Source organism: Bradyrhizobium sp. WYCCWR 13022 (genome assembly GCF_030435535.1).
GTDB lineage: Bacteria > Pseudomonadota > Alphaproteobacteria > Rhizobiales > Xanthobacteraceae > Bradyrhizobium.
Genome location: NZ_JAUIZJ010000036.1, coordinates 1 through 21,551 on the forward strand (window position 1 = coordinate 1; position 21,551 = coordinate 21,551).

Annotated in this window: 17 protein-coding genes; 11 read left to right on the forward strand and 6 right to left on the reverse strand. The window is 65.8% G+C overall.

The genetic code is table 11. The features are described from left to right. Window positions 1-162: 162 nt before the first annotated feature. Together QY049_RS34535 and pdeM are read left to right on the forward strand one after the other, a co-directional pair. Window positions 163-2,832: a ligase-associated DNA damage response DEXH box helicase gene (locus QY049_RS34535; protein ID WP_258764163.1), complete on the forward strand. Its 2,670-nt coding sequence runs from the start codon at window positions 163-165 to the stop codon at window positions 2,830-2,832. A gap of 48 nt (window positions 2,833-2,880) precedes the next feature. Next, the gene (pdeM, locus tag QY049_RS34540) at window positions 2,881-3,552 is read left to right on the forward strand and encodes a ligase-associated DNA damage response endonuclease PdeM (protein WP_258764161.1); all 672 of its coding nucleotides are present in this window, start codon (window positions 2,881-2,883) and stop codon (window positions 3,550-3,552) included. Window positions 3,553-3,628: 76 nt separating this feature from the next. Here the strand turns inward: pdeM and QY049_RS34545 are convergent, their stop codons facing one another. After that, window positions 3,629-4,492, reverse strand: a complete 864-nt coding sequence (locus QY049_RS34545) for a LysR substrate-binding domain-containing protein (RefSeq protein WP_194478356.1) — start codon at window positions 4,490-4,492, stop codon at window positions 3,629-3,631. A 95-nt stretch (window positions 4,493-4,587) separates the two neighbouring features. On the opposite strand from QY049_RS34545, the gene QY049_RS34550 reads away from it, so the two are divergent. Continuing rightward, window positions 4,588-5,496, forward strand: coding sequence for a DMT family transporter (locus QY049_RS34550; protein ID WP_194478355.1), 909 nt, complete (start codon window positions 4,588-4,590; stop codon window positions 5,494-5,496). Between the two features lie 14 nt (window positions 5,497-5,510). Further along, window positions 5,511-6,284: an MBL fold metallo-hydrolase gene (locus QY049_RS34555; protein ID WP_301270429.1), complete on the forward strand. Its 774-nt coding sequence runs from the start codon at window positions 5,511-5,513 to the stop codon at window positions 6,282-6,284. Between the two features lie 96 nt (window positions 6,285-6,380). On the opposite strand, the gene QY049_RS34560 is transcribed toward QY049_RS34555, so the two are convergent. Next, a complete protein-coding gene (locus QY049_RS34560) occupies window positions 6,381-9,908 on the reverse strand; it encodes a hypothetical protein (protein WP_301270430.1) in 3,528 nt (1,175 codons plus the stop codon). Between the two features lie 194 nt (window positions 9,909-10,102). Beyond that, complete coding sequence (locus tag QY049_RS34565; RefSeq protein WP_194478352.1) at window positions 10,103-10,690, reverse strand: PadR family transcriptional regulator; 588 nt, start codon at window positions 10,688-10,690, stop codon at window positions 10,103-10,105. Between the two features lie 176 nt (window positions 10,691-10,866). Here QY049_RS34565 and QY049_RS34570 point away from each other — a divergent pair, with 176 nt between their 5' ends. Genes QY049_RS34570 through QY049_RS34585 form a run of 4 tightly spaced genes read left to right on the forward strand, consistent with a single transcriptional unit; the run spans window position 10,867 to window position 16,572 of the window. Continuing rightward, a complete protein-coding gene (locus tag QY049_RS34570) occupies window positions 10,867-11,250 on the forward strand; it encodes a nuclear transport factor 2 family protein (protein ID WP_194478351.1) in 384 nt (127 codons plus the stop codon). A gap of 37 nt (window positions 11,251-11,287) precedes the next feature. Continuing rightward, window positions 11,288-13,078, forward strand: a complete 1,791-nt coding sequence (locus tag QY049_RS34575) for an acyl-CoA dehydrogenase C-terminal domain-containing protein (protein WP_301270431.1) — start codon at window positions 11,288-11,290, stop codon at window positions 13,076-13,078. Between the two features lie 48 nt (window positions 13,079-13,126). Next, entirely contained in the window at window positions 13,127-14,335 is a 1,209-nt protein-coding gene (locus QY049_RS34580) for an acetyl-CoA C-acetyltransferase (protein ID WP_301270432.1), read from the forward strand. Window positions 14,336-14,355: 20 nt separating this feature from the next. Beyond that, window positions 14,356-16,572 (forward strand): FAD-dependent oxidoreductase, encoded by a 2,217-nt coding sequence (locus QY049_RS34585; protein ID WP_301270433.1) that lies wholly within the window; start codon window positions 14,356-14,358, stop codon window positions 16,570-16,572. Between the two features lie 443 nt (window positions 16,573-17,015). Here the strand turns inward: QY049_RS34585 and QY049_RS34590 are convergent, their stop codons facing one another. Continuing rightward, window positions 17,016-17,324: a hypothetical protein gene (locus tag QY049_RS34590; protein ID WP_301270434.1), complete on the reverse strand. Its 309-nt coding sequence runs from the start codon at window positions 17,322-17,324 to the stop codon at window positions 17,016-17,018. Between the two features lie 222 nt (window positions 17,325-17,546). Beyond that, complete coding sequence (gene gstA / locus QY049_RS34595) at window positions 17,547-18,161, reverse strand: glutathione transferase GstA (RefSeq protein ID WP_194478346.1); 615 nt, start codon at window positions 18,159-18,161, stop codon at window positions 17,547-17,549. A 126-nt stretch (window positions 18,162-18,287) separates the two neighbouring features. On the opposite strand from gstA, the gene QY049_RS34600 reads away from it, so the two are divergent. The 3 genes from QY049_RS34600 (at window position 18,288) to QY049_RS34610 (ending at window position 20,976) form a co-directional block, all read left to right on the forward strand. Further along, on the forward strand, window positions 18,288-18,785 hold the full coding sequence (locus QY049_RS34600; RefSeq protein WP_194478345.1) for a MarR family winged helix-turn-helix transcriptional regulator: 498 nt from the start codon (window positions 18,288-18,290) through the stop codon (window positions 18,783-18,785). A gap of 101 nt (window positions 18,786-18,886) precedes the next feature. Then, window positions 18,887-20,257 carry a glutamate--cysteine ligase gene (locus tag QY049_RS34605; RefSeq protein ID WP_301270435.1) on the forward strand — a complete coding sequence of 457 codons (1,371 nt, stop codon included), beginning with the start codon at window positions 18,887-18,889 and terminating at the stop codon, window positions 20,255-20,257. Between the two features lie 152 nt (window positions 20,258-20,409). Continuing rightward, window positions 20,410-20,976 carry a PAN domain-containing protein gene (locus QY049_RS34610; protein WP_194478343.1) on the forward strand — a complete coding sequence of 189 codons (567 nt, stop codon included), beginning with the start codon at window positions 20,410-20,412 and terminating at the stop codon, window positions 20,974-20,976. Window positions 20,977-20,983: 7 nt separating this feature from the next. On the opposite strand, the gene QY049_RS34615 is transcribed toward QY049_RS34610, so the two are convergent. Then, complete coding sequence (locus QY049_RS34615) at window positions 20,984-21,550, reverse strand: nucleotidyltransferase family protein (RefSeq protein ID WP_301270446.1); 567 nt, start codon at window positions 21,548-21,550, stop codon at window positions 20,984-20,986. Window position 21,551 lies beyond the last annotated feature (1 nt).

A 21,551-nucleotide genomic window follows, 5' to 3' on the forward strand; every position in this document is an offset into this window, starting at 1 on the left:
TCACAACTGGCGAATTACGCAACAGGCCCCTTGTGGGAGAAGGTGGCGCGAAGCGCCGGATGAGGGGTTCTCTCGGCGTGCCCGGGAGAGAATAGTTTGCGGAGAGGAAGGGGGCGCCCCCACCCCTCGACGAACCCTGTCCCACGGCTTACCTGTTGCGCCGTGCCGCCCCGCATCCTCAAAATCCCGGCCGAGCCGGCCGCACTGCTGCCCGACCGCTTCCAGCAATGGTTCGCGGGGCGCGGCTGGTCGCCGCGCGAGCATCAGCTCGCGCTGCTGCAGAAGGCGAGCGAGGATCGGTCGGCGTTGCTGATCGCGCCGACCGGCGCCGGCAAGACGCTGGCGGGGTTTCTGCCGACATTGGTGGAGCTGTCTTCTTCTCCCTCCTCCCTTGTGGGGGAGGGGCGGGGAGGGGGGTGGCCGCAGACACCGCTCGTGGGGCTATCCGCCTCCCGGCAGCCTGCGGCTGCCGACCTCCCCCACAAGGGGGGAGGTAACAGCCGCAAGCTCGTCTCCACCGGCCGCAGCGTTCAGCGCAGCGCCGGCCTGCACACGCTCTATATCTCGCCGCTGAAGGCGCTCGCCGTCGACATCGCGCGCAATCTGGAACGGCCGATCGCCGAGATGAGCCTGCCGATCAAGGTCGAGACCCGCACCGGCGACACGCCGGTGTCGCGGCGCCAGCGCCAGCGGCGCTATCCGCCCGATATCCTGCTGACCACGCCGGAGCAGCTCGCGCTGCTGCTCTCCTCCGACGACGCGCCGTTTCTGTTCTCCTCGCTCGAGCGCATCGTGCTCGACGAGCTGCATGCGCTGGTGACGTCCAAGCGCGGCGATCTGCTCTCGCTCGGCCTCGCGCGGCTGTGGCGGTTGGCGCCGCAGATGCGCGCGATCGGCCTGTCGGCGACCGTCGCCGAGCCGGACCAGCTCGCGCGCTTCCTGGTGCCGCAGCCCGGCGGAAAGGAAACCGCGGCCGACATCGTCGTCGCCGGGGGCGCTGCGCCGCCTTTGGTCGAGATGCTGGATACGCGCGAGCGGCTGCCCTGGGCCGGCCACGGCGCGCGCCACGCGCTCGCCGAAGTCTATGAGCTGATCAAGCAAAACAAGACCACGCTCGTTTTCGTCAACACCCGCAGCCAGGCCGAGATGCTGTTCCAGGATCTCTGGCGCATGAACGACGACGGCCTTGCGATTGCGCTGCATCACGGCTCGCTCGACGTGGCGCAACGGCGCAAGGTCGAGGAAGCGATGTCGGCGGGCAGACTGCGCGGTGTGGTCTGCACCTCCTCGCTCGACCTCGGCATTGACTGGGGCGACGTCGATCTCGTCGTCAATATCGGCGCACCCAAGGGCTCATCGCGCCTGATGCAGCGCATCGGCCGCGCCAATCATAGGCTCGACGAAGCCTCGCGCGCCGTACTGGTGCCCGCCAACCGCTTCGAGGTGCTGGAATGTCGCGCCGCAATCGATGCCATCGCCGAGAATGCGCAGGACACGCCGCCCTTGCGCACCGGCGCGCTCGACGTGCTGGCCCAGCACGTGCTCGGCTGCGCCTGCGGCGAGCCGTTGCTGAGCGACGAACTTTTTGAAGAGGTCCGCACGGCCGCGCCTTACGCCGGACTTGCGCGCGGAGATTTCGACGACGTCGTCGATTTCGTCGCCACCGGCGGCTACGCGCTGAAAACCTACGAGCGCTTCGCCCGCATCAAGCAGGACAAGCAGGGCCGCTGGCGCGTCGCCAATCCGAAGGTGCGGCAGAGCTATCGCCTCAACGTCGGCACCATCGTCGAGGAACCGATGCTGAAGGTGCGGCTGGTGCGCTCGCGCGCAGGCGGCAGCGGTTCGACCGGCGCCATCGCGCGCGGCGGCCGCGTACTCGGCGAGATCGAGGAATACTTTATTGAGGGCCTGACCGCCGGCGATACTTTTGTCTTTGGTGGCGAGGTCGTGCGCTACGAGGCTTTGGCAGAAGACCAAGTCTACGTATCCCGCGCCAACGACAAGGACCCGAAGGTGCCGTCCTATATGGGCGGCAAGTTTCCGCTCTCGACTTATCTCGCCGAGCGCGTGCGCCGTATCCTTGATGACAGACGCGCCTGGAATGGCCTGCCCGAACAGGTTCGCGACTGGCTGTCATTGCAGAAGGACGTCAGCCGCGTGCCCGGCGTGCGCGAACTGCTGGTCGAGACCTTTCCGCGCGGCAACAAGCATTACCTGATCTGCTATCCCTTCGAAGGCCGGCTCGCGCACCAGACGCTCGGCATGCTGCTGACGCGGCGGCTCGAGCGCGCCCGCGCCCGGCCGCTCGGCTTCGTTGCCAATGAATATGCGGTGGCGATCTGGGGGCTCGGCGATGCCTCCTTCATGATCCGTAACGGACAACTCGACCTCGATGCGCTGTTCAACCCGGACATGCTGGGCGACGATCTCGAAGCCTGGCTCGCCGAGTCAGCGTTGATGAAGCGCACCTTCCGCAACTGCGCGCTGATCTCAGGCCTGATCGAGCGCCGCTTCACCAGCGAGGACAAGAGCCGTCGCCAGGTGCTGTTCTCGACCGATCTCGTCTATGACGTCTTGCGAAAGCACCAGGCCGATCACGTGCTGTTGCGCGCGGCGCGCGCCGATGCCGCCACCGGCCTGCTCGATCTGCGCCGCCTCGGCGGCATGCTAGGGCGCATCCAGGGCCGCATCACCCATCGGGAACTCGACCACGTCTCCCCGCTCGCCGTCCCCGTGATGCTGGAAATCGGCCGCGAGTCAGTTTATGGCGAAGCTGCAGACGAGCTGTTGGCGGAAGCTGCCGACGAGCTGGTCAAGGAAGCGATGGGATAAGAGCAGGTCTTGACGTTGGGCGCGCTGGTTTCGGAGGATGTTGAAGACATGCGCGTTTCCAGGGTCACGATCAGCGATGTGACCTTCGCGGCCGATCTCTCCGGCGCACTGTTCTGGGAAGAGCAGCGTCTGCTCGTCGTTTCCGACCTGCATCTCGAAAAGGGTTCCAGCTTCGCCACGCGCGGGGTGCTGCTGCCGCCCTATGACACGCTGGCGACGCTGAGCCGGCTCGCTGCTGTCATCTCCCGCCATGATCCGCGCACCGTCATCGCACTCGGCGACAGTTTCCACGATCGCACCGCGCATGAGCGCCTCTCGGCGGACGACCGCAACGCCGTCGCCGCGCTGCAGACCGGCCGCGACTGGATCTGGATCTCGGGCAATCATGATCCCATGCTGCCGCGCGATCTTGGCGGCACCATTGCGGACGAGGTCTCGATCGGCCCGATCACCTTCCGCCACGAGCCATCAGGCGCGCAGGGCGAGATCGCCGGCCATCTTCATCCGAAGGCCCGCGTCTCCGCGCGCGGCCGTTCGATGGAGCGGCGCTGTTTTGCCAGCGACGGACTGCGCGCCGTGATGCCAGCCTTCGGCGCCTATGCCGGCGGCCTCAGCATCCGCGATGCCGCGTTCGCGAAAATTTTTCCGAAGAACGGCTTTGTCGCACACCTGCTCGGCGACCGCCGCGTCCACGCCATCGCAGCGTCAAGGTGTTACTAAGCCGCGCTGCGGGCCACGCGCACAACTGCGCTCCCTCCCCCACAAGGGGGGAGGGAACGCACCGCCCCCGCGGCGACTACGCCGCCTTCGCCTGCACGTCCTCGCAAAACTCCGCGAGCCGATCGGCCAGCCGCAGCGTCGCGGAGCTCGCGTTCGGGGCGGCCATCAGCGCCACCTCGGTGCGGTTGATCGGCGCAAAGCCGTCCTTGGCCGTCAGCACGCGATGGTCTGACTGGATCGACATCTCCGACAGGATGCTCAGCCCCATGCCGGCGGCAACCGCGGCCTGGATGCCGGCGAGGCTCGATGACGAATACGACATGTGCCAGGCGCGGCCGGCGCTTTCCAGCGCGTGGATGGCGCCGGCGCGGTAGAGGCAGCCGAGCGGAAAGCCGATCAGCGGCACCGACGGCGCGTTGACATCGACCGGATGGCTCTTGCTGGTGACCCAGTGCACCTCTTCCGGCCACACCGCGATCGCGTCCTTGCCGCCGGCCTCGCGCTTGTAGAGCGCCAGATCGAGTTCGCCGCGTTCGAGATCGCGGGCGAGGTTCTTGCTCTGGTCGGCGCGCACGTCGAGACGCAGGCTCGGATGCGAGCGCGAGAACGCGCCCAGCAGCTTGGCCAGGCGATAGGCGGCAAAATCCTCGGGGATGCCGAGGCGGATCGCGCCTTCGCCGTCGGGCTCGCGCAGCACGTCGCGCGCCTCTTCGGCGAGCGTCAGCAGCCGGCGCGCATAGGACAGCAGCCGCTCGCCGGCCTCGGTCGGGCGCACGTCCTTGCCGTCACGGTGCAGCAGCACCTGGCCGACGTCCTCTTCCAGCCGCTTGATCTGCTGGCTGACGGTCGATTGGGTGCGATGGACGCGCTCGCCGGCGCGAGTGAAGCCGCCGGCCTCGACCACCGAGACGAAGCTGCGCAAGAGCTCAAGATCGAGCATGGAAGCCTCCATTCGAAAATCCACTGGTTACGAGTTAATCATTTAATTTCCAAATGGCAAGCCAGCTCCCTAGATCGAGGGCTCAGGAGAATGCCATGTCCCTCGCCCCCTCGATGTCCGCTCCCACCAGCCGCTTCAATGCGCTGCCGCTTGCCATCGGCCTGTTTTGCCTGCTCTGGAGCTACGCTTTCGTCGCCGGCAAGATCGGCGTCACCCATTGCCCGCCGCTGATCCTGCTCGCTGCGCGCTTCTCGCTCGCGGGCATACTGATCCTCGGCACCACCTTGGTCCGTGGCGACTGGTCGTTGTCGTGGCGCGATGCGCTGATCTTCGCCGTGCTCGGCATCGCCAACAACGCGCTCTATCTCGGGCTCGGCTACACCGGCCTGCAATCGGTCTCCGCCGGCCTCGGCGGCTTGATCGTCTCGGCCAACCCCGTGTTCACCGCCGCGCTCGCAGCGCTCTTGCTCGGCGAGGGCATGACGTGGCGCAAGGCGAGCGGCCTCTCGCTCGGCATCATCGGCGTGACCCTGATCGTCTGGCATCGCCTCTCGGTCGGTACTGATTCCCTGCACGGCATCATCTTTACGCTGGCCTCGCTCGCCTCCATCGTATCAGGCACCATCCTGTTCAAGCTGTTCGCGCCCAGGGGTTCCCTGTGGATCGGCAACGGCGTGCAGAATCTCGCGGCCGGCATCGTGCTGACGCCGGTCGCGCTGACCTTTGCGGACGTTCATGCCATCGACCTCACGCCGAGCCTGATCGGCGCCTTCGCGTTCCTCGTACTCGGCGGCTCGATCCTCGCCTACTGGCTCTGGTTTCATCTCCTGAAAGTGTGTGGCGCGACCGCGGCCAGCGCCTATCATTTCCTGATGCCGCCGCTCGGCATGCTGTTCGCCTTCCTCGTGCTCGGCGAGCATGTCGAGATGCGCGACCTCCTGGGGATCATTCCGGTGGCGCTCGGCATTTACCTGGTGACGCGCCCCGCAAAGCCCGTCGTGTAAGAGGAGTTCCCCTCATGCCCGTTTCCATCACCCTGATCGGCGGCCCCACCGCGCTGATCGAGATCGACGGCTTTCGCCTGCTCACCGATCCCACCTTCGATGCGCCCGGCGACTACCAATTGCCACATGTGAAGCTGGAGAAGACCATCGGCCCCGCGGTGAAGGCCGACGCGATCGGCCCGATCGACGCCGTGCTGCTCAGTCATGACCAGCACTCGGACAATCTCGACAAGTCCGGGCGCGACTATCTGTTGAAGGCGCCGCGCGCGCTGACCACGGAGGCCGGCGCCAGGCGCCTCGGCGGCCATGTCGAGGGCCTCGCGCCCTGGGCGACCGCGCATCTGAAGGACGATGACGGCAACACGCTGACCATCACCGCGACGCCGGCGCGGCACGGACCGGCCGGCATCGAGCCGCTGTCGGGCGACGTCATCGGCTTCGTGGTGCAGTCGAGCCGCAAGGACACGCGGCCGGTCTACATCAGTGGCGACACCACCTGGTTCGACGGCGTCGCCGAGGTCGCGCGCCGCTTCAAATGCGGCGTGGTGCTGCCGTTCGCCGGTGCCGCGCAAACCCGCGGACCGTTCCATCTCACCATGGACACCAACGACACCATCGAGACCGCGCGCGCCTTTCCCGATGCGATGATCGTGCCCGTGCACACCGAGGGTTGGGCGCACTTCCGCCAGAGCAGCGAGGATCTACGCAAGACGTTCGACGTGCTCGGGTTCGGCACGCGGCTGCGCCTGCTGGAGCCGGGCGTGCCGACGGTGATCGAGGCGCCGTAGCTGCAATGTCGGTTGCTTGAACCGGTGCGAGCCACGAACTCGGATCACCTCTCCCCGTCGGGGAGAGGTGGGCACCGCGTCCGATCTCGTCGAATTTCAATGCGCCGCCGAAGCCGTCTTCTTCGTCGCGACCGGCTTCGGCGCCGGCTTTTTGGCCGCTTGCGGGGCGCTGTCCCAGCCACCGGTGGGCGCCGGAACGTTGACGGCGTCGTCGGGCTGCGGCTCGGCGCTGAAGGTCTGGATCGCGAGCTTGGCGGCGGCGAGCGATTGCGGGTCGAGGCGCTTGGCGACATCGTCGCGCTTGCTCGACGAATCCGCGTCGCCCTGGGCAGCAGCCAGGCTGAACCATTTGTAGGACTCGGCGAGGTTCTGTTCGACGCCGATGCCGCGGGCATAGAGGATGCCGAGGTTGAACTGGCTGTCGGCGACGCCGCGGTCGGCGGCCTTGCGGAACCACTGTGCCGCGCTCTTGTAGTTGGCGCCGCGTCCGCCGCCGTCGGCGTCGAGCACCGCGAGATTGTGCATCGCCTTGGCGTTGCCGCGCTCGGCGGCCTGCGCGTAATAGCGGCGGGCGATGTCGGCATCCTTCTTCACGCCGAGGCCCTTTTCATAGAGCGTGCCGAGGCGGAAGGTCGCAGGCACCACGCCGGCCTGCGACGCGCGGTCGTACCATTTCGCGGCTTCGTCGTAGTTCGCAGCCACGCCCTTGCCTTCGGCAAAGCGCACGCCGATCTCGTAGGCCGCCGTCGCATCGCCCTTCATCGCGGCGGTGCGCAGGGCGGGGCCGCCGATGCCATCAGGCAGCTTCTCGCTCGGCGGCACCTGGACGACGCCGAGCCGTGCGCGGCTGGTGCCGGACAGCGCGCCGGTGACGTCGCTGTTCGCCGCGGGCTGCGGCGGCACTGCTGCCGCAGGCGCAGGCGGAATTTCGACCGAAGCCGTGCTGCCGGAGCTCGCCGGCGCGGGCGCCGGTGCGGCATTGTTCAGGGACTGCTTGCCGATCGGCGTCGGCGAAGTCATCGACGGCGTGATCTGTTCGGGCGCGGCAGGCTTGCTCTCGGCCGGGGGCGGCGCCTGCGGCGCCGGCTGGCTGGTATCCTCCATCGCCTGCGGCGCCGGCGGCGGGCCGCCGCCGTCGAGCAGGTTCATCGCCATCTTGAAGGTGCCGAGCACGATCACGACCACGCTCGCGCCGACCAGCAGCGAGCGGATCTTCGACGTGATGGTCGAGCCGCCTTCCTGACCTGCGGCCGATGCTTTTGCCTGGCCCTTGTCCTTGGTGCGGGCCGCGAGCGCAGCCTTGACGCCGCGAGCGGGCTTTTCCGGCGGCTGCGCGGCGGCAGCTTGCGCGGCGCGGCGTGCGGCCGCGATGAAGCTCGACGACGACACCGGCTCCTTCGGCGCGGCGGGGATTTCGCTGATCGCGCTTTCGGAGGCGGCGATGCGCTCGGACGGCGTGGCGGGGCGGCCGCCCGGACGCGTGCCGGGCTCGAGCGGATGATCCGGCGGCAGCTCGGGCGCGATCGCGGCGCGCGCGGGTGCCGTGTGCGGCTCGAGAATCTCGCTGATCGCGCGCGGCGGCACCGGCGCAGCCGCCGGTACCGGCGGCGGCGTTGCGGGCGCGGCGGCATGAAATTCACGCGGCGCGGCGACGAACGCCGAATGCGCCGGCTGCTGCGCGCTGGCCGGATTCGGCAGCTCGGGCTTCGGATCGTATTGCGCCGGCGGCTGCGGCTGCCATTGCTCGCGCGCCATCGGCGCCGGCTCGACCGGCGCGGCCATCGGCATGGGCGCAGCCATCGGCATTGGCTGTGGTGCAGGAGCCGGCGGCGCCGATCGCACCGCGCGCAGGTCGCCCTCGATCATGGCGAGGCGATCGACGACATGGCCGAGCGTGTTGTGCACGGCCTCCAGCGAATCCTGGGTGCTGCGGTTGGTCTCGGCCTGGCTGAAGCGGATGTCGGAGAGCTCGCGCTTGACGAGATCGACCATGCCGGAATCGGGAGGGGGCGCCGAATTGCGGCTCTCGGCGAGCGCGGCATAAGTCGCCTGTTGCCGCTCCAGGTGTCGCAGGATGTCGTGCAGCCCGTCCTCGACACGGCTGAAATCGCCGCCGCGGGAATCGGAGGTGGCCTCCAAACGCTCCAGCAGATAGGAGACGCGCTGCTCGAGATGCGCGAAGGTCGAGGCCGAATCGTTGCCGACCTGCATGCGGTCGAAACGATCGGACAGCGCGCGGATCGCGGCTTCCAGATGTTCGGAGCTCTCGGCCGCTTGCGGCCGCTCGCGCGTTTCCAGCGCGGCGGTGAGCGCGGCGATGCGCTGCTCCAGGGCGGCAAAGCTGTCGCCGCGGTCCGAGGTGCGATTGACCTGGTCGACCTTGGACGACAGCAGCTGTACGTCCTCGGAAAGTCGTGCCAGCGCTTCGTTGGAGGCGACGTTCGAGACGATGCCGCGCAGGGCGGAGATCGCGCCTTCGAGCTGGCGCACCGTCGAGGGGTCGTCATTGGCGCGCAGGATCATGTCGAGCTTGGCGCCGAGATTGCGGATCGCCTCGTCATAGCCGGCGAGCTGCTCGGCCGGCGTCAGCGTGCGCAGCACCTGCTTGATGTCGGAGAGGGCGTGTTCGATGCCCGAGAGCACCTGGCCGTCGGTGCCGTTGGAGCGGGTCTCGTCGATGCGACGGTGCAGCGAGCGGATCTCGTTCTCGATCGATTCGATCGCGCGGCGCGGCATCGCCTCGGTGATGGCGTTGCGGATCTCGGCGAGCTCGGCGCGGAAGCCGTTGATCGCCTGCTCGGTATGATCAGGACGCTGCAGCGACTCGATCTGGCTGGTGATCTTGAGCAGATGGCGTTCGAGCGACGAGAAATCCGGCCCTGCTTGCGGTGGCGGCGGGGCATAGACCGGCGCGGGCGGCGCCGCCATTGGCGCCATCGGAGGCGCGTAAGGAGCGGGAGACGGCGCGATCGGCGGGGCAGCGCGCGGCGGCAGTTGCCGCGGCGCAAAGCCGTCAAGCTCGCTCTGGCGCGCGGTGATCTCGGCGACCGCGACGTCGAACGATGCAGGGCTCAGGGGAGGTGAGCTGCGATAGACTTGCGCGGCCGCGCGCTCGACCGCATCGGCCTGGCGCTGGCGCGGTTCAACCGGGGCCGGTGCCGGCGCAGGTGCCGGTCGCGGCGGCTGAGGCTGCTGTGCTTGCGGCTGCGGTTGCTGGGGCCGCGAGATCTGCGAGAGGCGGGCATCCAACCGCGAGATCGCGTCGTTGAGCTGGCGGGCGACGCCCTGCTCGCGCGACATTTCCTGGCGCGGCGCGGCGGGCTTTGAAATCCGTTCGATCTGCTGGGTGATCGCGTCGAGCCGCTGATGGATGTCGGCGACCTCGCGGCTCTCCTGGCTGGCGCCCTGGTTCGGCATCGGCATCGCGCGCGGATCGGGACGCTGCTCCTGACGCTGATCTTGGCGCTGGTCGGAAGGCCCGCGAAAGTTCGGCGGAGCCGTCTCGCCGAGCGTGGAATTCAGCCAATCGTTGAGCGACATGCCGGCACGGCGCGCAGCAGCTTCGGCCCGCTCCCGGACGGATGGATCGATGCCGTCAACACTCCACGATACGCGCGAATTCATGACTCTGTCCGGTTCCGACTCCGGCGCCCCACCCGGCGCCTCCAGTCTCCCCACGCGTGCCGGTTGCAAAGACAATCGGATTTGGCGCGGGTCGTCTGCCTCGAAGTCAGACTTTTGTCCGTTAGGGTAAATAACGGGTTAAGGAACGCAGTCCCGGTGTCTTAAAGTTGGGCGGTTGGAACCGGGGGGGAGCCCTAACCCTTCTCGCGCTTGCTGTCGTCCAGCGGTACCACCGTGCCCTTGCCGCTCATCGCCGACAGCGCCTCAAGGGCCTCTTCGCAGAAATCGGCCACCATCTGCTCGTGCCGCGCGCCGAGGCGCAGCAGCAGCAGATTGCCGAGGTCGAGCACGCCTGATGCCGTTCCTTCCGGGAATCGCTTTTTCAGAATCCGCTCATAGTTCTCGTGCCGGTCGCGGTGGTGCTCCAGCCGGTCCATCAGGTCGGTGCGGATCGGCTCGATGTCGATGCTGTCGAGCGCATGCAGCCGGACCAGCAAATCGTCCTTGATCGAGGGCGGGGTGCTCGGCCGCGCGGCCCAGTGCCGCAGCGCTGTTCGGCCTTCCGGAGTCAGCGTATAGATGAGCTTATTAGGCTTGCCCGTCTGCACGACCTCGCGGCCCTGGATGTATCCACGGTCGCGCAATTTGGAGAGTTCGCGGTAGATCTGCTGGTGGTCGGCCTTCCAGAAGAAGCCGACCGAGGAGTCGAACGTCTTGGCGAGCTCGTAGCCCGTCATCGGACGTTCCGTGAGGCATGCGAGGATCGCGTCGCCCAGTGCCATGTGACCTGCCTCCCCGTAAGCTTAACCAACCAGCTTGACTTTATGCGCATCGGCGCATATGCGTCAATGTGCATATGAGGTGGGGCTTCAGACCCCCGGAAGAGCATCCCCCTGGCGCTACTGTGCATGGGGTTGTTTTCGCGTTTTTGCCAAAGCCCTTTGGGAGGCACCTGACAATGACCGGCCTCGACTCCTGGTACGCCTACATGAAGTCCCACGACAGCAAGGCGCTGTGGGACCTGCTCCATCCCGACGCCGTGTTCGAAAGTCCCGTCGTGCACACCCCGCAGCGCGGGCGCGACATCACCTTCAAATATCTCGCCAGCGCCGAGAAGGTGCTCGGTGGTCCCGGTTTCACCTATGTGGGTGAATGGCGCAGTGCCGACGGCGCCGTGCTCGAATTCAAGACCATCCTGGACGGCATCGAGATCAACGGCGTCGACATCATCACCTTCGACGCCGAGGGGCGCATCACCGGTTTCAAGGTGATGGTGCGTCCGCTCAAGGCCATCAACATGCTGCACCGACTGATGGCGGAGCAGCTCGCCGCCCATTCCTGAAAATTTTCATCGCTTCAGCCCATGCCGGGAGACCGCAATGCCGATCTATAAAGCCCCCGTCGAAGACGTGAACTTCCTGCTCAACGACGTCTTCCAGATCGACCGCTACGACAACCTCGCCGGCTTCTCCGATGCGTCGAGCGACGTGCGCGAGGCGATCCTGGGGGAAGCCGCCAAGCTCGCTGAAGAGGTGCTGCAGCCGCTCAATCGCGTCGGCGATCTCGAAGGCTGCAAGCGCGCCGACGACGGCAGCGTCACCACGCCGAAGGGTTTCAAGGACGCCTTCAAGCAGGTCGCCGAGGGCGGCTGGCTCGGTCTCTCCGCGCCGACCGAGTTCGGCGGCCAGGGCCTGCCGGTGACGCTCTCCCAGGCCGTCAACGAATTCCAGATCTCCGCCAACATGGCGTTCTCGATGTATGGCGGTCTCACCATGGGCGCGACCGCGGCGCTGATCGTTCACGGCTCGCCGGAGCAGAAGCAGACCTACGTCCCGAAGATGGTTGCCGGCGAATGGACCGGCACCATGAACCTGACCGAGCCGCATTGCGGTACCGACCTGGGCATGCTCCGCACCAAGGCGGTGCGCCAGGCCGATGGCTCCTTCAAGATCACCGGCACCAAGATCTTCATCTCGGCCGGCGAGCATGACCTCGCCGACAACATCATCCACCTCGTGCTCGCCCGCATCGAGGGCGCTCCCGCAGGCATCAAGGGCGTGTCGCTGTTCGTGGTGCCGAAGTTCCTCGTCAATGCCGATGGTTCGGTGGGCAGCCGCAACGGCGTCGTCTGCGGCTCGATCGAGCACAAGATGGGCATCCACGGCAATTCGACCTGCGTGATGAACTACGACAACGCCACCGGCTGGCTGATCGGCGAAGAGAACAAGGGCATGCAGGGCATGTTCGTGATGATGAACGAGGCCCGCCTCGGCGTCGCCGTTCAGGGGCTCGCGCAATCCGAGGTCGCCTATCAGAACGCGGTCGCCTATGCGCGAGAGCGCATCCAGGGCCGCTCGCTCACCGGCGTGAAGGCACCGGACAAGCCGGCCGACCCGATCATCGTGCATCCCGACGTCCGCCGCACGCTGCTCTCGATCCGCGCCTTCAACGAGGCCGCGCGCGCCTTCGTGATGTGGACCGCGCTGAAGAGCGACGTCGCCCATCGCTCCGAGGACCCGAAGGACCGCCAGGCCGCCGACGATCACATGGGCCTGATGACGCCGGTGCTGAAGGGTTTCCTCACCGACTACGGCTTCGCCAACGCGGTGCAGGCGCAGCAGATGTATGGCGGTCACGGCTACATCGCCGAGCAGGGCATGGAGCAGTTCGTGCGCGATGCGCGCATCGCCATGATCTATGAAGGCGCCAACGGCATCCAGGCGCTCGACCTCGTCGGCCGCAAGCTGCCGCGCGACGGCGGCCGCGCCATCATGGCCTTCTTCGGCGAGGTCATGGCCTTCGCCAAGGAGAACGGCGGCGACGAGGCGCTCAAGCCCTTCATCTCACCGCTCTCGACCTCGCTCGGCCATCTCCAGCAGGCGACGACCTGGCTGATGCAGAACGCGATGATGAAGCCTGACAATGCCGGCGCTGCGGCGACCGACTATCTGCATCTCTTCGGTTTCGTCGCGCTCGGTTACATGTGGGCGAAGATGGCCAAGGTCACCCACGCCAAGATTGCCGCCGGCGGGGCGACGCCCTATCTCTCGACCAAGCTCGTCACCGGCCGCTTCTTCATGGAGCGGATGCTGCCGGAGACCGCGGCCAACCTCGCGCGCATCCAGTCCGGTTGCGCCACCATCATGGAATTGCCGGCGGAAGCGTTCTGAGCCTGCTTCCGCGACATCGACATCAGAACACCAGATCAGGAGGGCGTCATGCCTGAGGCATTCATCTACGATCACGTTCGCACCCCCCGTGGCCGCGGCAAGGCGGACGGTTCGCTGCACGAAGTCACCGCGCTCGCGCTCGCCACCGTGCCGCTGAAGGCGCTGAAGGACCGCAACAACCTTCCCGAGGATTCCGTCGACGACGTTGTGCTCGGCGTGGTCGATCCGGTCGGCGAGGCGGGCTCCGACATCGCGCGCTTTGCGGCGTTGAAGGCCGGACTCGGCGAAGCCGTGCCCGGCGTGCAGATCAGCCGCTTCTGCGCCTCGGGCCTCGATGCCGTGAATTTTGCCGCAGCCCAGGTGATGAGCGGGCAGCATGATCTAGTGATCGGCGGCGGCGCCGAATCGATGAGCCGCGTCGGCATCGGCGCTTCCGGCGGTGCCTGGCCGATGGACCCGTCGATGGCGGTCCCCGCCTATTTCATGCCGCAGGGCGTCTCGGCCGACCTGATCGCGACCAAATACGGCTTCTCCCGCGACGACGTCGACGCCTACGCCGTGCAGAGCCAGCAGCGTGCCGGCAAGGCCTGGGACGAGGGCCGCTTCAACAAGTCGGTGGTGCCGGTGAAGGACATCAACGGCCTCACGATCCTCGCCAAGGACGAGCACATGCGTCCCTCGACCACGATGCAGTCGTTGGCGCAGCTGCAGCCGTCGTTCACGATGATGGCGCAGATGGGCGGCTTCGACGGCGTCGCGGTGCAGTCGCATCCGGAGATCGAGCGCGTCAATTACGTGCATCACGCCGGCAACTCCTCGGGCATCGTCGACGGCGCCGGCGCCGTGCTGCTCGGCAGCAAGGAGGCAGGTGCGAAGTATGGCCTCAAGCCGCGTGCAAAGATCCGCGCCTTTGCGAATATCGGCTCGGAGCCGGCGATGATGCTGACCGGTCCGGTCGACGTCACCGAAAAGCTGTTCGCGCGCTCCGGCATGAAGAAGTCTGACATCGACCTGTTCGAGCTCAACGAGGCCTTCGCCTCGGTGGTGCTGCGCTACATCCAGGCCTTCGACATCGACAACGCCAAGATCAACGTCAATGGCGGCGCCATCGCGCTCGGCCATCCGCTCGGCGCCACCGGTGCGATGATCCTCGGCACAGTGCTCGACGAGCTCGAGCGCACCAACAAGTCCACCGCCCTGGTCACGCTGTGCATCGGCGGCGGCATGGGCACCGCGACCATCATCGAGCGCGTCTAAGGGGTAGGGGAGCAACCAACATGGCTTACAAGAATTTCAAGGTTGAGACCGATTCCGACGGTATCGCGCTCGTCACCTGGGACATCCCGGGCCGTTCGATGAACGTGCTCGACGAGACCTCGACCAGCGAGCTCGACGCGATCGTCAAGGAGACGACTGCCGATGGCGCGGTGAAGGGCGTCGTCATCACCTCTGCGAAGGACGCGTTCTGCGCCGGCGCTGATCTCTCCATGCTCGAAGGCATGAACCAGGCCTACGCCAAGGTTCTCAAGGAGCAGGGCGAGACCGCCGCGAACCAGATGCTGTTCGAGCAGAGCCGGCGCTTCTCGCAGGTGCTGCGCTCGATCGAAACGTCGGGCAAGCCGTGGGCGGCCGCGATCAACGGCCTCGCGCTCGGCGGCGGTTTCGAGATCACGCTGTGCTGCCATTATCGCGTGGCGGCGGAGAATCCCAAGACCCGTCTGGGCCTGCCCGAGGTCAAGGTCGGCCTGTTCCCGGGGGCCGGCGGCACGCAGCGCGTGCCGCGCCTGGTGCCGCCGCAGGACGCCATGACGATCCTGCTCAAGGGCGACCCTGTTACGATCGACAAGGCGAAGCAGCTCAATTTGATCCACGCCATCGTTCCGGCCGCTGACCTGATCAAGGCGGCGAAGGACTGGATCAAGGGCGGCGGCAAGGCTGTCGCGCCCTGGGACGAGAAGGGCTTCAAGCTGCCCGGCGGCCCGGTGTTCTCCAAGGCCGGCATGATGATGTTCCCGGCCGGCAACGCGATCTATCGCCGCGAGACCTACGACAACTATCCGGCCGCGCGCGCCATCATGAGCTGCGTCTATGAGGGCCTGCAGTTGCCGATCGACGCCGCGCTGCGTGTCGAGTCGCGCTACTTCACCTCGGTGCTGCGCTCGAAGGAGGCGGCGGCGATGATCCGTAGCCTGTTCCTGTCGATGCAGGAGCTCAACAAGGGAGCGCGACGGCCGAAGGACGTGCCGCCGACCAAGGTCAAGAAGATCGCCGTGATCGGCGCCGGCTTCATGGGCGCCAGCGTCGGCTACGTCTCGGCCCGCGCCGGCCTCGACGTCGTTCTGATCGATCGCGACCAGGAGAGCGCCGACAAGGGCAAGGCGCACGCGCAGAAGGTGATCGAGGACCAGATCAAGAAGGGTCGCGCCAAGCCTGAGGATGCCGAGAAGCTGCTCGCGCGCATCACGCCGACCGCGGACTATGCCGCGCTGAAGGACGTCGACCTCGTCATCGAGGCCGTGTTCGAGGACCGCAAGGTCAAGGCTGACACCTTTGCCAAGGCGCAGGAATATTTGAAGCCCGACGTGATCTTCGCGTCGAACACCTCGACGCTGCCGATCACCTCGCTGGCCGAGAGCTTCAAGGACCAGGGCAAGTTCGTCGGTATCCACTTCTTCTCGCCGGTCGAGAAGATGATGCTGGTCGAGATCATTCTCGGCAAGAACACCGGCGACCTCGCGCTCGCGACCGCGCTGGATTACGTCCGGCAGATCGGCAAGACACCGATCGTGGTCAACGACTCCAGAGGCTTCTTCGCCAACCGCTGCGTCGGCCGTTACGTCGCCGAGGGCAACGAGATGTTCCTCGAAGGCGTGCCGCCGGCGATGATCGAGAACTGCGCCAAGATGGCCGGCATGCCGGTCGGCCCGCTCTCGCTGTCGGACGAAGTCGCGCTCGACCTTGGCCTGAAGATCATGAAGGCGACCGAAGCCGATCTAGGCCCGAACGCCATCAATCCCGATCAGAAGAAGCTGATGGTGGAGATGGTCGAGACGCAAGGGCGTCTTGGTCGCAAGAACAGCAAGGGCTTCTACGACTATCCCGAGAAGGGCAAGGGCCAGAAGAGTCTGTGGCCGGGGCTCTCGGCGCTGCAGCCGAAGCAGCTCGATCCTGACACGCTCGACGTCGAGGAGCTGAAGCAGCGCTTCCTGGTCGTGCAGGCTGTGGAAGCGGCGCGCACCGTCGAGGATCACGTCATCACCGATCCCCGCGAGGCGGATGTCGGTTCGATCCTCGGCTTCGGCTTCGCGCCGTTCACCGGCGGCACGCTGTCCTACATCGACTTCATGGGCACGAAGAAGTTCGTCGAGCTCTGCCACAAGCTGGAAGCGAAGTACGGTTCGCGCTTCACGCCGCCGAAGCTGCTCGAAGACATGGCGGCGAAGGGCGAGACATTCTACGGCCGCTTCGCGCCGAAGAAGGCCGCGGCCGCCTGATCAATTGGAGTCGTTCGAGACAACAGGCCGGATCGTCGATCCGGCCTTTTTCTTTTGGCGCAATGTCCTCACGGTTGCGTCAGGATCTCCCCGGTTGTGGAACCCGTCACAGAAATCGCGTAGGAGCCGTGCAACAGTCCCGCTGCCGCGCGTCGCACAATTGTCATGGACGCGACAAAGCGGCGCCGTTCTTTTGCTCGGCCCTGGCACTAGTCTTGCTGAGGGTCAGGGTCACGAATCGCGTTGGGACGCTTGCCGGGCCATCGGCAAGTTGAAGAAATAAGAAAGTGTCCTTGATGAATTCTTTGGTGCTGCGGAAGACCGCGCTTTGTCGCGATCTCACCGCGAAATACGCCGTTGCGCCCACGTTTGGCCGTCTCTCGCCTATGCAGAAGCCGGCGCGGCTGCGCCGCAAGGGACCGCTGCTTTGGGCCGCGTTGGCATTACTCGTGCTGGCGGGGGATTTTCTGCTCGCTTATCTTGCGTGGCTGGCCGTCGACTTCGTCATGGGGTGAGGCCTCGCGCGCCTGCAACAGATACGCAGCTGCAAAGTAGGCGAGCTGAGAAACGGCAAGGCAGACCGCAATGATGATCACGCCCGCCAGCATTCCGAACTGATAGGCGTGCAGAATTACTGCCGAGAAGACCGCGATGAGCGGCGAGAACACGACCAGCGCCCAGATCCTGAATACGTAACCTGTCGCTATTCCCACCAATGCGCTTGCAACGATCAGGACGATGGCAATCGTCAAGTTCAACTCCGATGAGAGTCCAAAAATTCTTCAATGAATTCGACCAAGCTCGCCCGCTTCACGGGCAGAGACAAGACAGCACCACTTACGTTTGGCGAACAGTAGTTCATAAGTCTAATTAAGGTACGATGATCCGACGAAGCGGGCTCGGTTTCGGCGCGTCGGCGGTAAAAAGGGCCGGATCATCGACCCGGCCCTTGATGACTGATGGTTTTGCGCGCCTTAGGCGGCCTGCGCCAGCCCTTCCTTCTTCAACGCCTCCTGCACCTTCGGCCGTGCCGCGACGCGGGCCTTGTAGGCGGTGAGGTGAGGCATGGCGGAGAGGTCGAACTTCATCCGGTCGCCCCAGGTCAGCATCGTGAAGAGATAGCCGTCGGCGACCGAGAACTGCTTGCCCATGAGGTAGTCTTTGCCGGCGAGCTCGCTGTCGATATGCTTCAGCTTGCCCATGACGCGATCCCTGAAGAACGCCTTGGCGTCGTCGTTCAACGCCGGCGCGAACATCGGGCCAAAGCTCTTGTGCACCTCGGAGGTGAGGAAGTTCAGCCATTCGAGCAGCTTGTAGCGCTCGGAACTGTCGCGCGCGGGCGCCAGTGCCTTGGCCGGGGCCTTGTCGGCGATCATCTGGACAATGACCGGGCCTTCGGTCACGATCTCCCCGCTGTCGAGGCCCAGCGCGGGGACCTGACCCTTCGGATTGACCTTCAGATAGTCTTCACCGTTCTCGAGCTTCTTGGCCCGGATATCGACCTTGACCAACTCATAAGGCAGGTCGGCCTCGAGGAGTGCGATATGGGGGGACAGCGAGCAGGCGCCGGGCGAGTAATACAGTTTCATGGAATTTCCTCCTCTTGACGCTTGGTTGGGGCGAAGGAACGCCTACATGCATCTGCATGCAATAGTCAAGATTGATGCAGGTGCATCGAGTGGGGTAAGAAGCGGACGACGAGTTTGAGCGGGACCATGAAACGTAAACCATCGACCGAGGCAACCAGCGCCTGGATCCGCCTGATGCGGGTACAGAGCCGCGTGCTCGACTGTGTCGAGCAGGATCTGAAGAAGGCCGGGTTCCCGCCGCTCGCCTGGTACGACGCGCTCCTCGAATTGTCGCGCGCCCCGAGCGGGGAGCTGCGGCCGGTGGAACTCGAGCGGCAGATGCTGATCCCGCAATACTCCACCTCGCGATTGATTGATCGCCTCGTCGACGAAGGCCTCGCCTCGCGGCGCGAATGCAAGATCGACAAGCGCGGCCAGTTCGTCGAGATCACGGAGGCCGGCCGCGAGCTGCAGAAGCGGATGTGGGGCGCCTACTCGGCCGCGATCGAGAAATATGTCGGCTCGAAACTGTCCGATGCCGATGCCCTCAAGCTCAGCGGTCTGCTCGACCGGCTGGGTTGCTCGTGCGGCGAGATGAAGCTGCCGCCCGTCGCCAACGTCAACGAAACCTCGCCGTCGCGATGACCGCGCGGCTCACAAGCTCGTCCGCGCGCCCGGTGGGTTCGCGGACCATCCCCGTCACCCGCGCGCCTTCGGTCGAAGCGCCCTTTTGATTAGAGTTTGATATGGCGCGAGACCAGATCGATATGACGCCGCTGCAATCGCGCGACGAGCTCGTTGCGTGGTTCGAGGCCGGCTGCAAGGACCCGTCCGAATTCCGCATGGGTACCGAGCACGAGAAGACGCCGTTCACGCTCGAGGGCCACCGCCCCGTGCCTTACGAAGGCGCACGCGGTATCGGCGCGCTGCTCGAAGGCATGAAGCTCCTGCTCGGCTGGGAGCCGATCATGGAGAAGGGCAACATCATCGGCCTCTACGACGTCACCGGCGGCGGCGCGATCTCGCTTGAGCCCGGCGGACAGTTCGAGCTTTCGGGTGCACCGGTCGAGAACGTGCACCAGACCCAGAGCGAGCTGATGGCGCATCTGGCGCAAGTGCGCGAGATCGCGACCCCGCTCGGCATCGGCTTCCTCGGCCTCGGCATGACGCCGTCCTGGTCGCGCGCCGACATCCCGGTGATGCCCAAGGGTCGCTACAAGATCATGACCAGTTACATGCCGAAGGTCGGTCAATACGGCCTCGACATGATGTACCGGACCTGCACGGTGCAGACCAATCTCGATTTCTCCTCCGAAGCTGACATGGTCAAGAAGCTGCGCGTCTCGCTGGCGCTCCAGCCGGTCGCGACCGCCCTGTTCGCGAACTCGCCGTTCACCGAAGGCAAGCCGAACGGCTTCCTCTCCTTCCGTTCCGAGATCTGGCGCGACACCGACAATGCGCGCGCCGGCATGATGCCGTGGGCCTTCGAGGACGGCATGGGCTTCGAGCGCTATGTCGACTACGCGCTCGACGTGCCCATGTATTTCGTCAAGCGTGGCGACGATTACATCGACGTATCGGGCTCCTCGTTCCGCGCCTTCTTCGATGGCCGCAACAACAATCTGCCCGGCGAACGTCCGACGCTGTCGGACTGGGCCAATCATCTCTCGACGATCTTCCCGGAGGTGCGGCTGAAGCGTTACCTCGAGATGCGCGGCTCCGATGGTGGCCCGTGGGGCCGCTTGCCGGCGCTGTCGGCGTTCTGGGCCGGGCTGCTGTATGACGACGTGTCGCTCGATGCGGCCTGGGATCTGGTGAAGCACTGGACCGCGCTCGAGCGCCAGGCGCTGCGCGACGACGTGCCGCGCTTCGGCTTCAAGGCGCGGATCAAGGACCGCTATCTGTTCGAGATCGCCAAGGAATGCCTCGTTCTGGCACATGCGGGCCTGCGTCGCCGCGGCCGTATCGATGCAATCGGCCGCGACGAAACGCGGCATCTGGAGCCGCTCGACCGCATCATCGATTCCGGCCGGACCCCGGCCGAGGAGATGCTCGAGAAGTTCAACAGTGCCTGGCAGGGCTCGGTGGAACCGGCCTACGCGGAATACGCGTTCTAGATTCAGGCCCTGACGCGTGTTCTTGTCGAGAAGCCTCTAGGCAATTAGGCCAACGACCAGGTTTTAGGCCGTTCATCGCCCGTACAGGTTTGCGGCGATCAAATGACCGGCCGAAAAACCTGAGCGCCGTCAATAACTCGAAAGCTGTTCCGATGGGGAAGGGCCGCCTGCCTGGGGCCGTCATGGCCTGCGTCGTGGCCTGTGTCACGCTGCTTGCGCTCGCCTTTGCGAGCGTGCCCGCGCGTGCGCAGACGGCGTTCGACCGGCCGGGTGGCGACTATTTCAACACGCCGGTCACATCAGGCGATCCCGAGGATTGTGCGCTGCTCTGTGAGCGCGATCGCAAGTGCCGCGCCTGGAGCTTCAGCTATCCTGATATCGACGGCGCTGCGGCGGTGTGCTGGCTCAAGAATACCGTGCCGCCGCGACAGCCCGCCAATTGCTGCATCTCCGGGGTGCGCGGTGCCGGCGTGATCGAGCCTCGCGTCGAGGGCGTGGAGACTTCGATCGACCGCCCCGGCGGCGATCTGCGCAATTTCGACCTCAAGGAAGGCGAGGGCGAGGAGGTCTGCAAGGCCGCCTGCACCGCCGACAACAAATGCCGTGCCTTCACGTATGCGCGTCCCGGCTATACCGGCCGCGAAGCGCGCTGCTTCCTGAAAAAGGACATCAAGCCGCCACGGCGCAAGGCCGGGTTCATATCGGGCGTGGTGAGATAGGCAAGGATCATTCTGCCGCAATCACCGTAAGCTCTGGCCACAACGCCTTCCATCTCTCGGCTTTCACCGCGTAATTCGCCGCGGAGAAATTGGCGCCCGGATTTGGCCGCGCAACCAGACCTGCGACATCGTCGAAGCCGCGTGGCGCATAGACGTCGAACCCGCCGTCCACGCGCCTCACGCCCACTTGCGTGTTCTGCGTGAGGAAACGGTCGATACCGTCGGCCGAGCACCACAGTGGCGGATACGGCAGGCCATGCTTGGCCGGGTACCACAGATGCACGCGTGCCTGATTACGGATCTCGATCCTGGCGCCGAGATGATCGAGCCGCGCTTGCAGTCGGCGGATCACGGCGTCCTCCGCGTCCCAGGAGGTATCAGGGTCGAAGTAGAAGACGTCGTAATCGGCAATGCCGTGATCGATGGCGCGGCCGGTCAGCACGTTCCACACCGATTGCACCAGGCATCCCGAGACCAGCCACGCATCCGGCAGCGCGAGGTGGTGGAGCTCGTCGAGGATTGCAACGTTGACCGGATTCTTCAGTGCCAGCGCGAGGAAGCGGGCTTCATCCATC

Bases quoted from the DNA above. Each gene is read 5' to 3' on its own strand.
- gstA (WP_194478346.1), bottom strand. From the start codon at position 18,161: ATGAAACTGTATTACTCGCCCGGCGCCTGCTCGCTGTCCCCCCATATC.
- QY049_RS34560 (WP_301270430.1), bottom strand. From the start codon at position 9,908: ATGAATTCGCGCGTATCGTGGAGTGTTGACGGCATCGATCCATCCGTC.
- QY049_RS34565 (WP_194478352.1), bottom strand. From the start codon at position 10,690: ATGGCACTGGGCGACGCGATCCTCGCATGCCTCACGGAACGTCCGATG.
- QY049_RS34575 (WP_301270431.1), top strand. From the start codon at position 11,288: ATGCCGATCTATAAAGCCCCCGTCGAAGACGTGAACTTCCTGCTCAAC.
- QY049_RS34580 (WP_301270432.1), top strand. From the start codon at position 13,127: ATGCCTGAGGCATTCATCTACGATCACGTTCGCACCCCCCGTGGCCGC.
- QY049_RS34610 (WP_194478343.1), top strand. From the start codon at position 20,410: ATGGGGAAGGGCCGCCTGCCTGGGGCCGTCATGGCCTGCGTCGTGGCC.
- QY049_RS34570 (WP_194478351.1), top strand. From the start codon at position 10,867: ATGACCGGCCTCGACTCCTGGTACGCCTACATGAAGTCCCACGACAGC.
- QY049_RS34555 (WP_301270429.1), top strand. From the start codon at position 5,511: ATGCCCGTTTCCATCACCCTGATCGGCGGCCCCACCGCGCTGATCGAG.
- QY049_RS34550 (WP_194478355.1), top strand. From the start codon at position 4,588: ATGTCCCTCGCCCCCTCGATGTCCGCTCCCACCAGCCGCTTCAATGCG.
- QY049_RS34615 (WP_301270446.1), bottom strand. From the start codon at position 21,550: ATGGATGAAGCCCGCTTCCTCGCGCTGGCACTGAAGAATCCGGTCAAC.
- QY049_RS34585 (WP_301270433.1), top strand. From the start codon at position 14,356: ATGGCTTACAAGAATTTCAAGGTTGAGACCGATTCCGACGGTATCGCG.
- QY049_RS34600 (WP_194478345.1), top strand. From the start codon at position 18,288: ATGAAACGTAAACCATCGACCGAGGCAACCAGCGCCTGGATCCGCCTG.
- QY049_RS34545 (WP_194478356.1), bottom strand. From the start codon at position 4,492: ATGCTCGATCTTGAGCTCTTGCGCAGCTTCGTCTCGGTGGTCGAGGCC.
- QY049_RS34605 (WP_301270435.1), top strand. From the start codon at position 18,887: ATGGCGCGAGACCAGATCGATATGACGCCGCTGCAATCGCGCGACGAG.
- pdeM (WP_258764161.1), top strand. From the start codon at position 2,881: ATGCGCGTTTCCAGGGTCACGATCAGCGATGTGACCTTCGCGGCCGAT.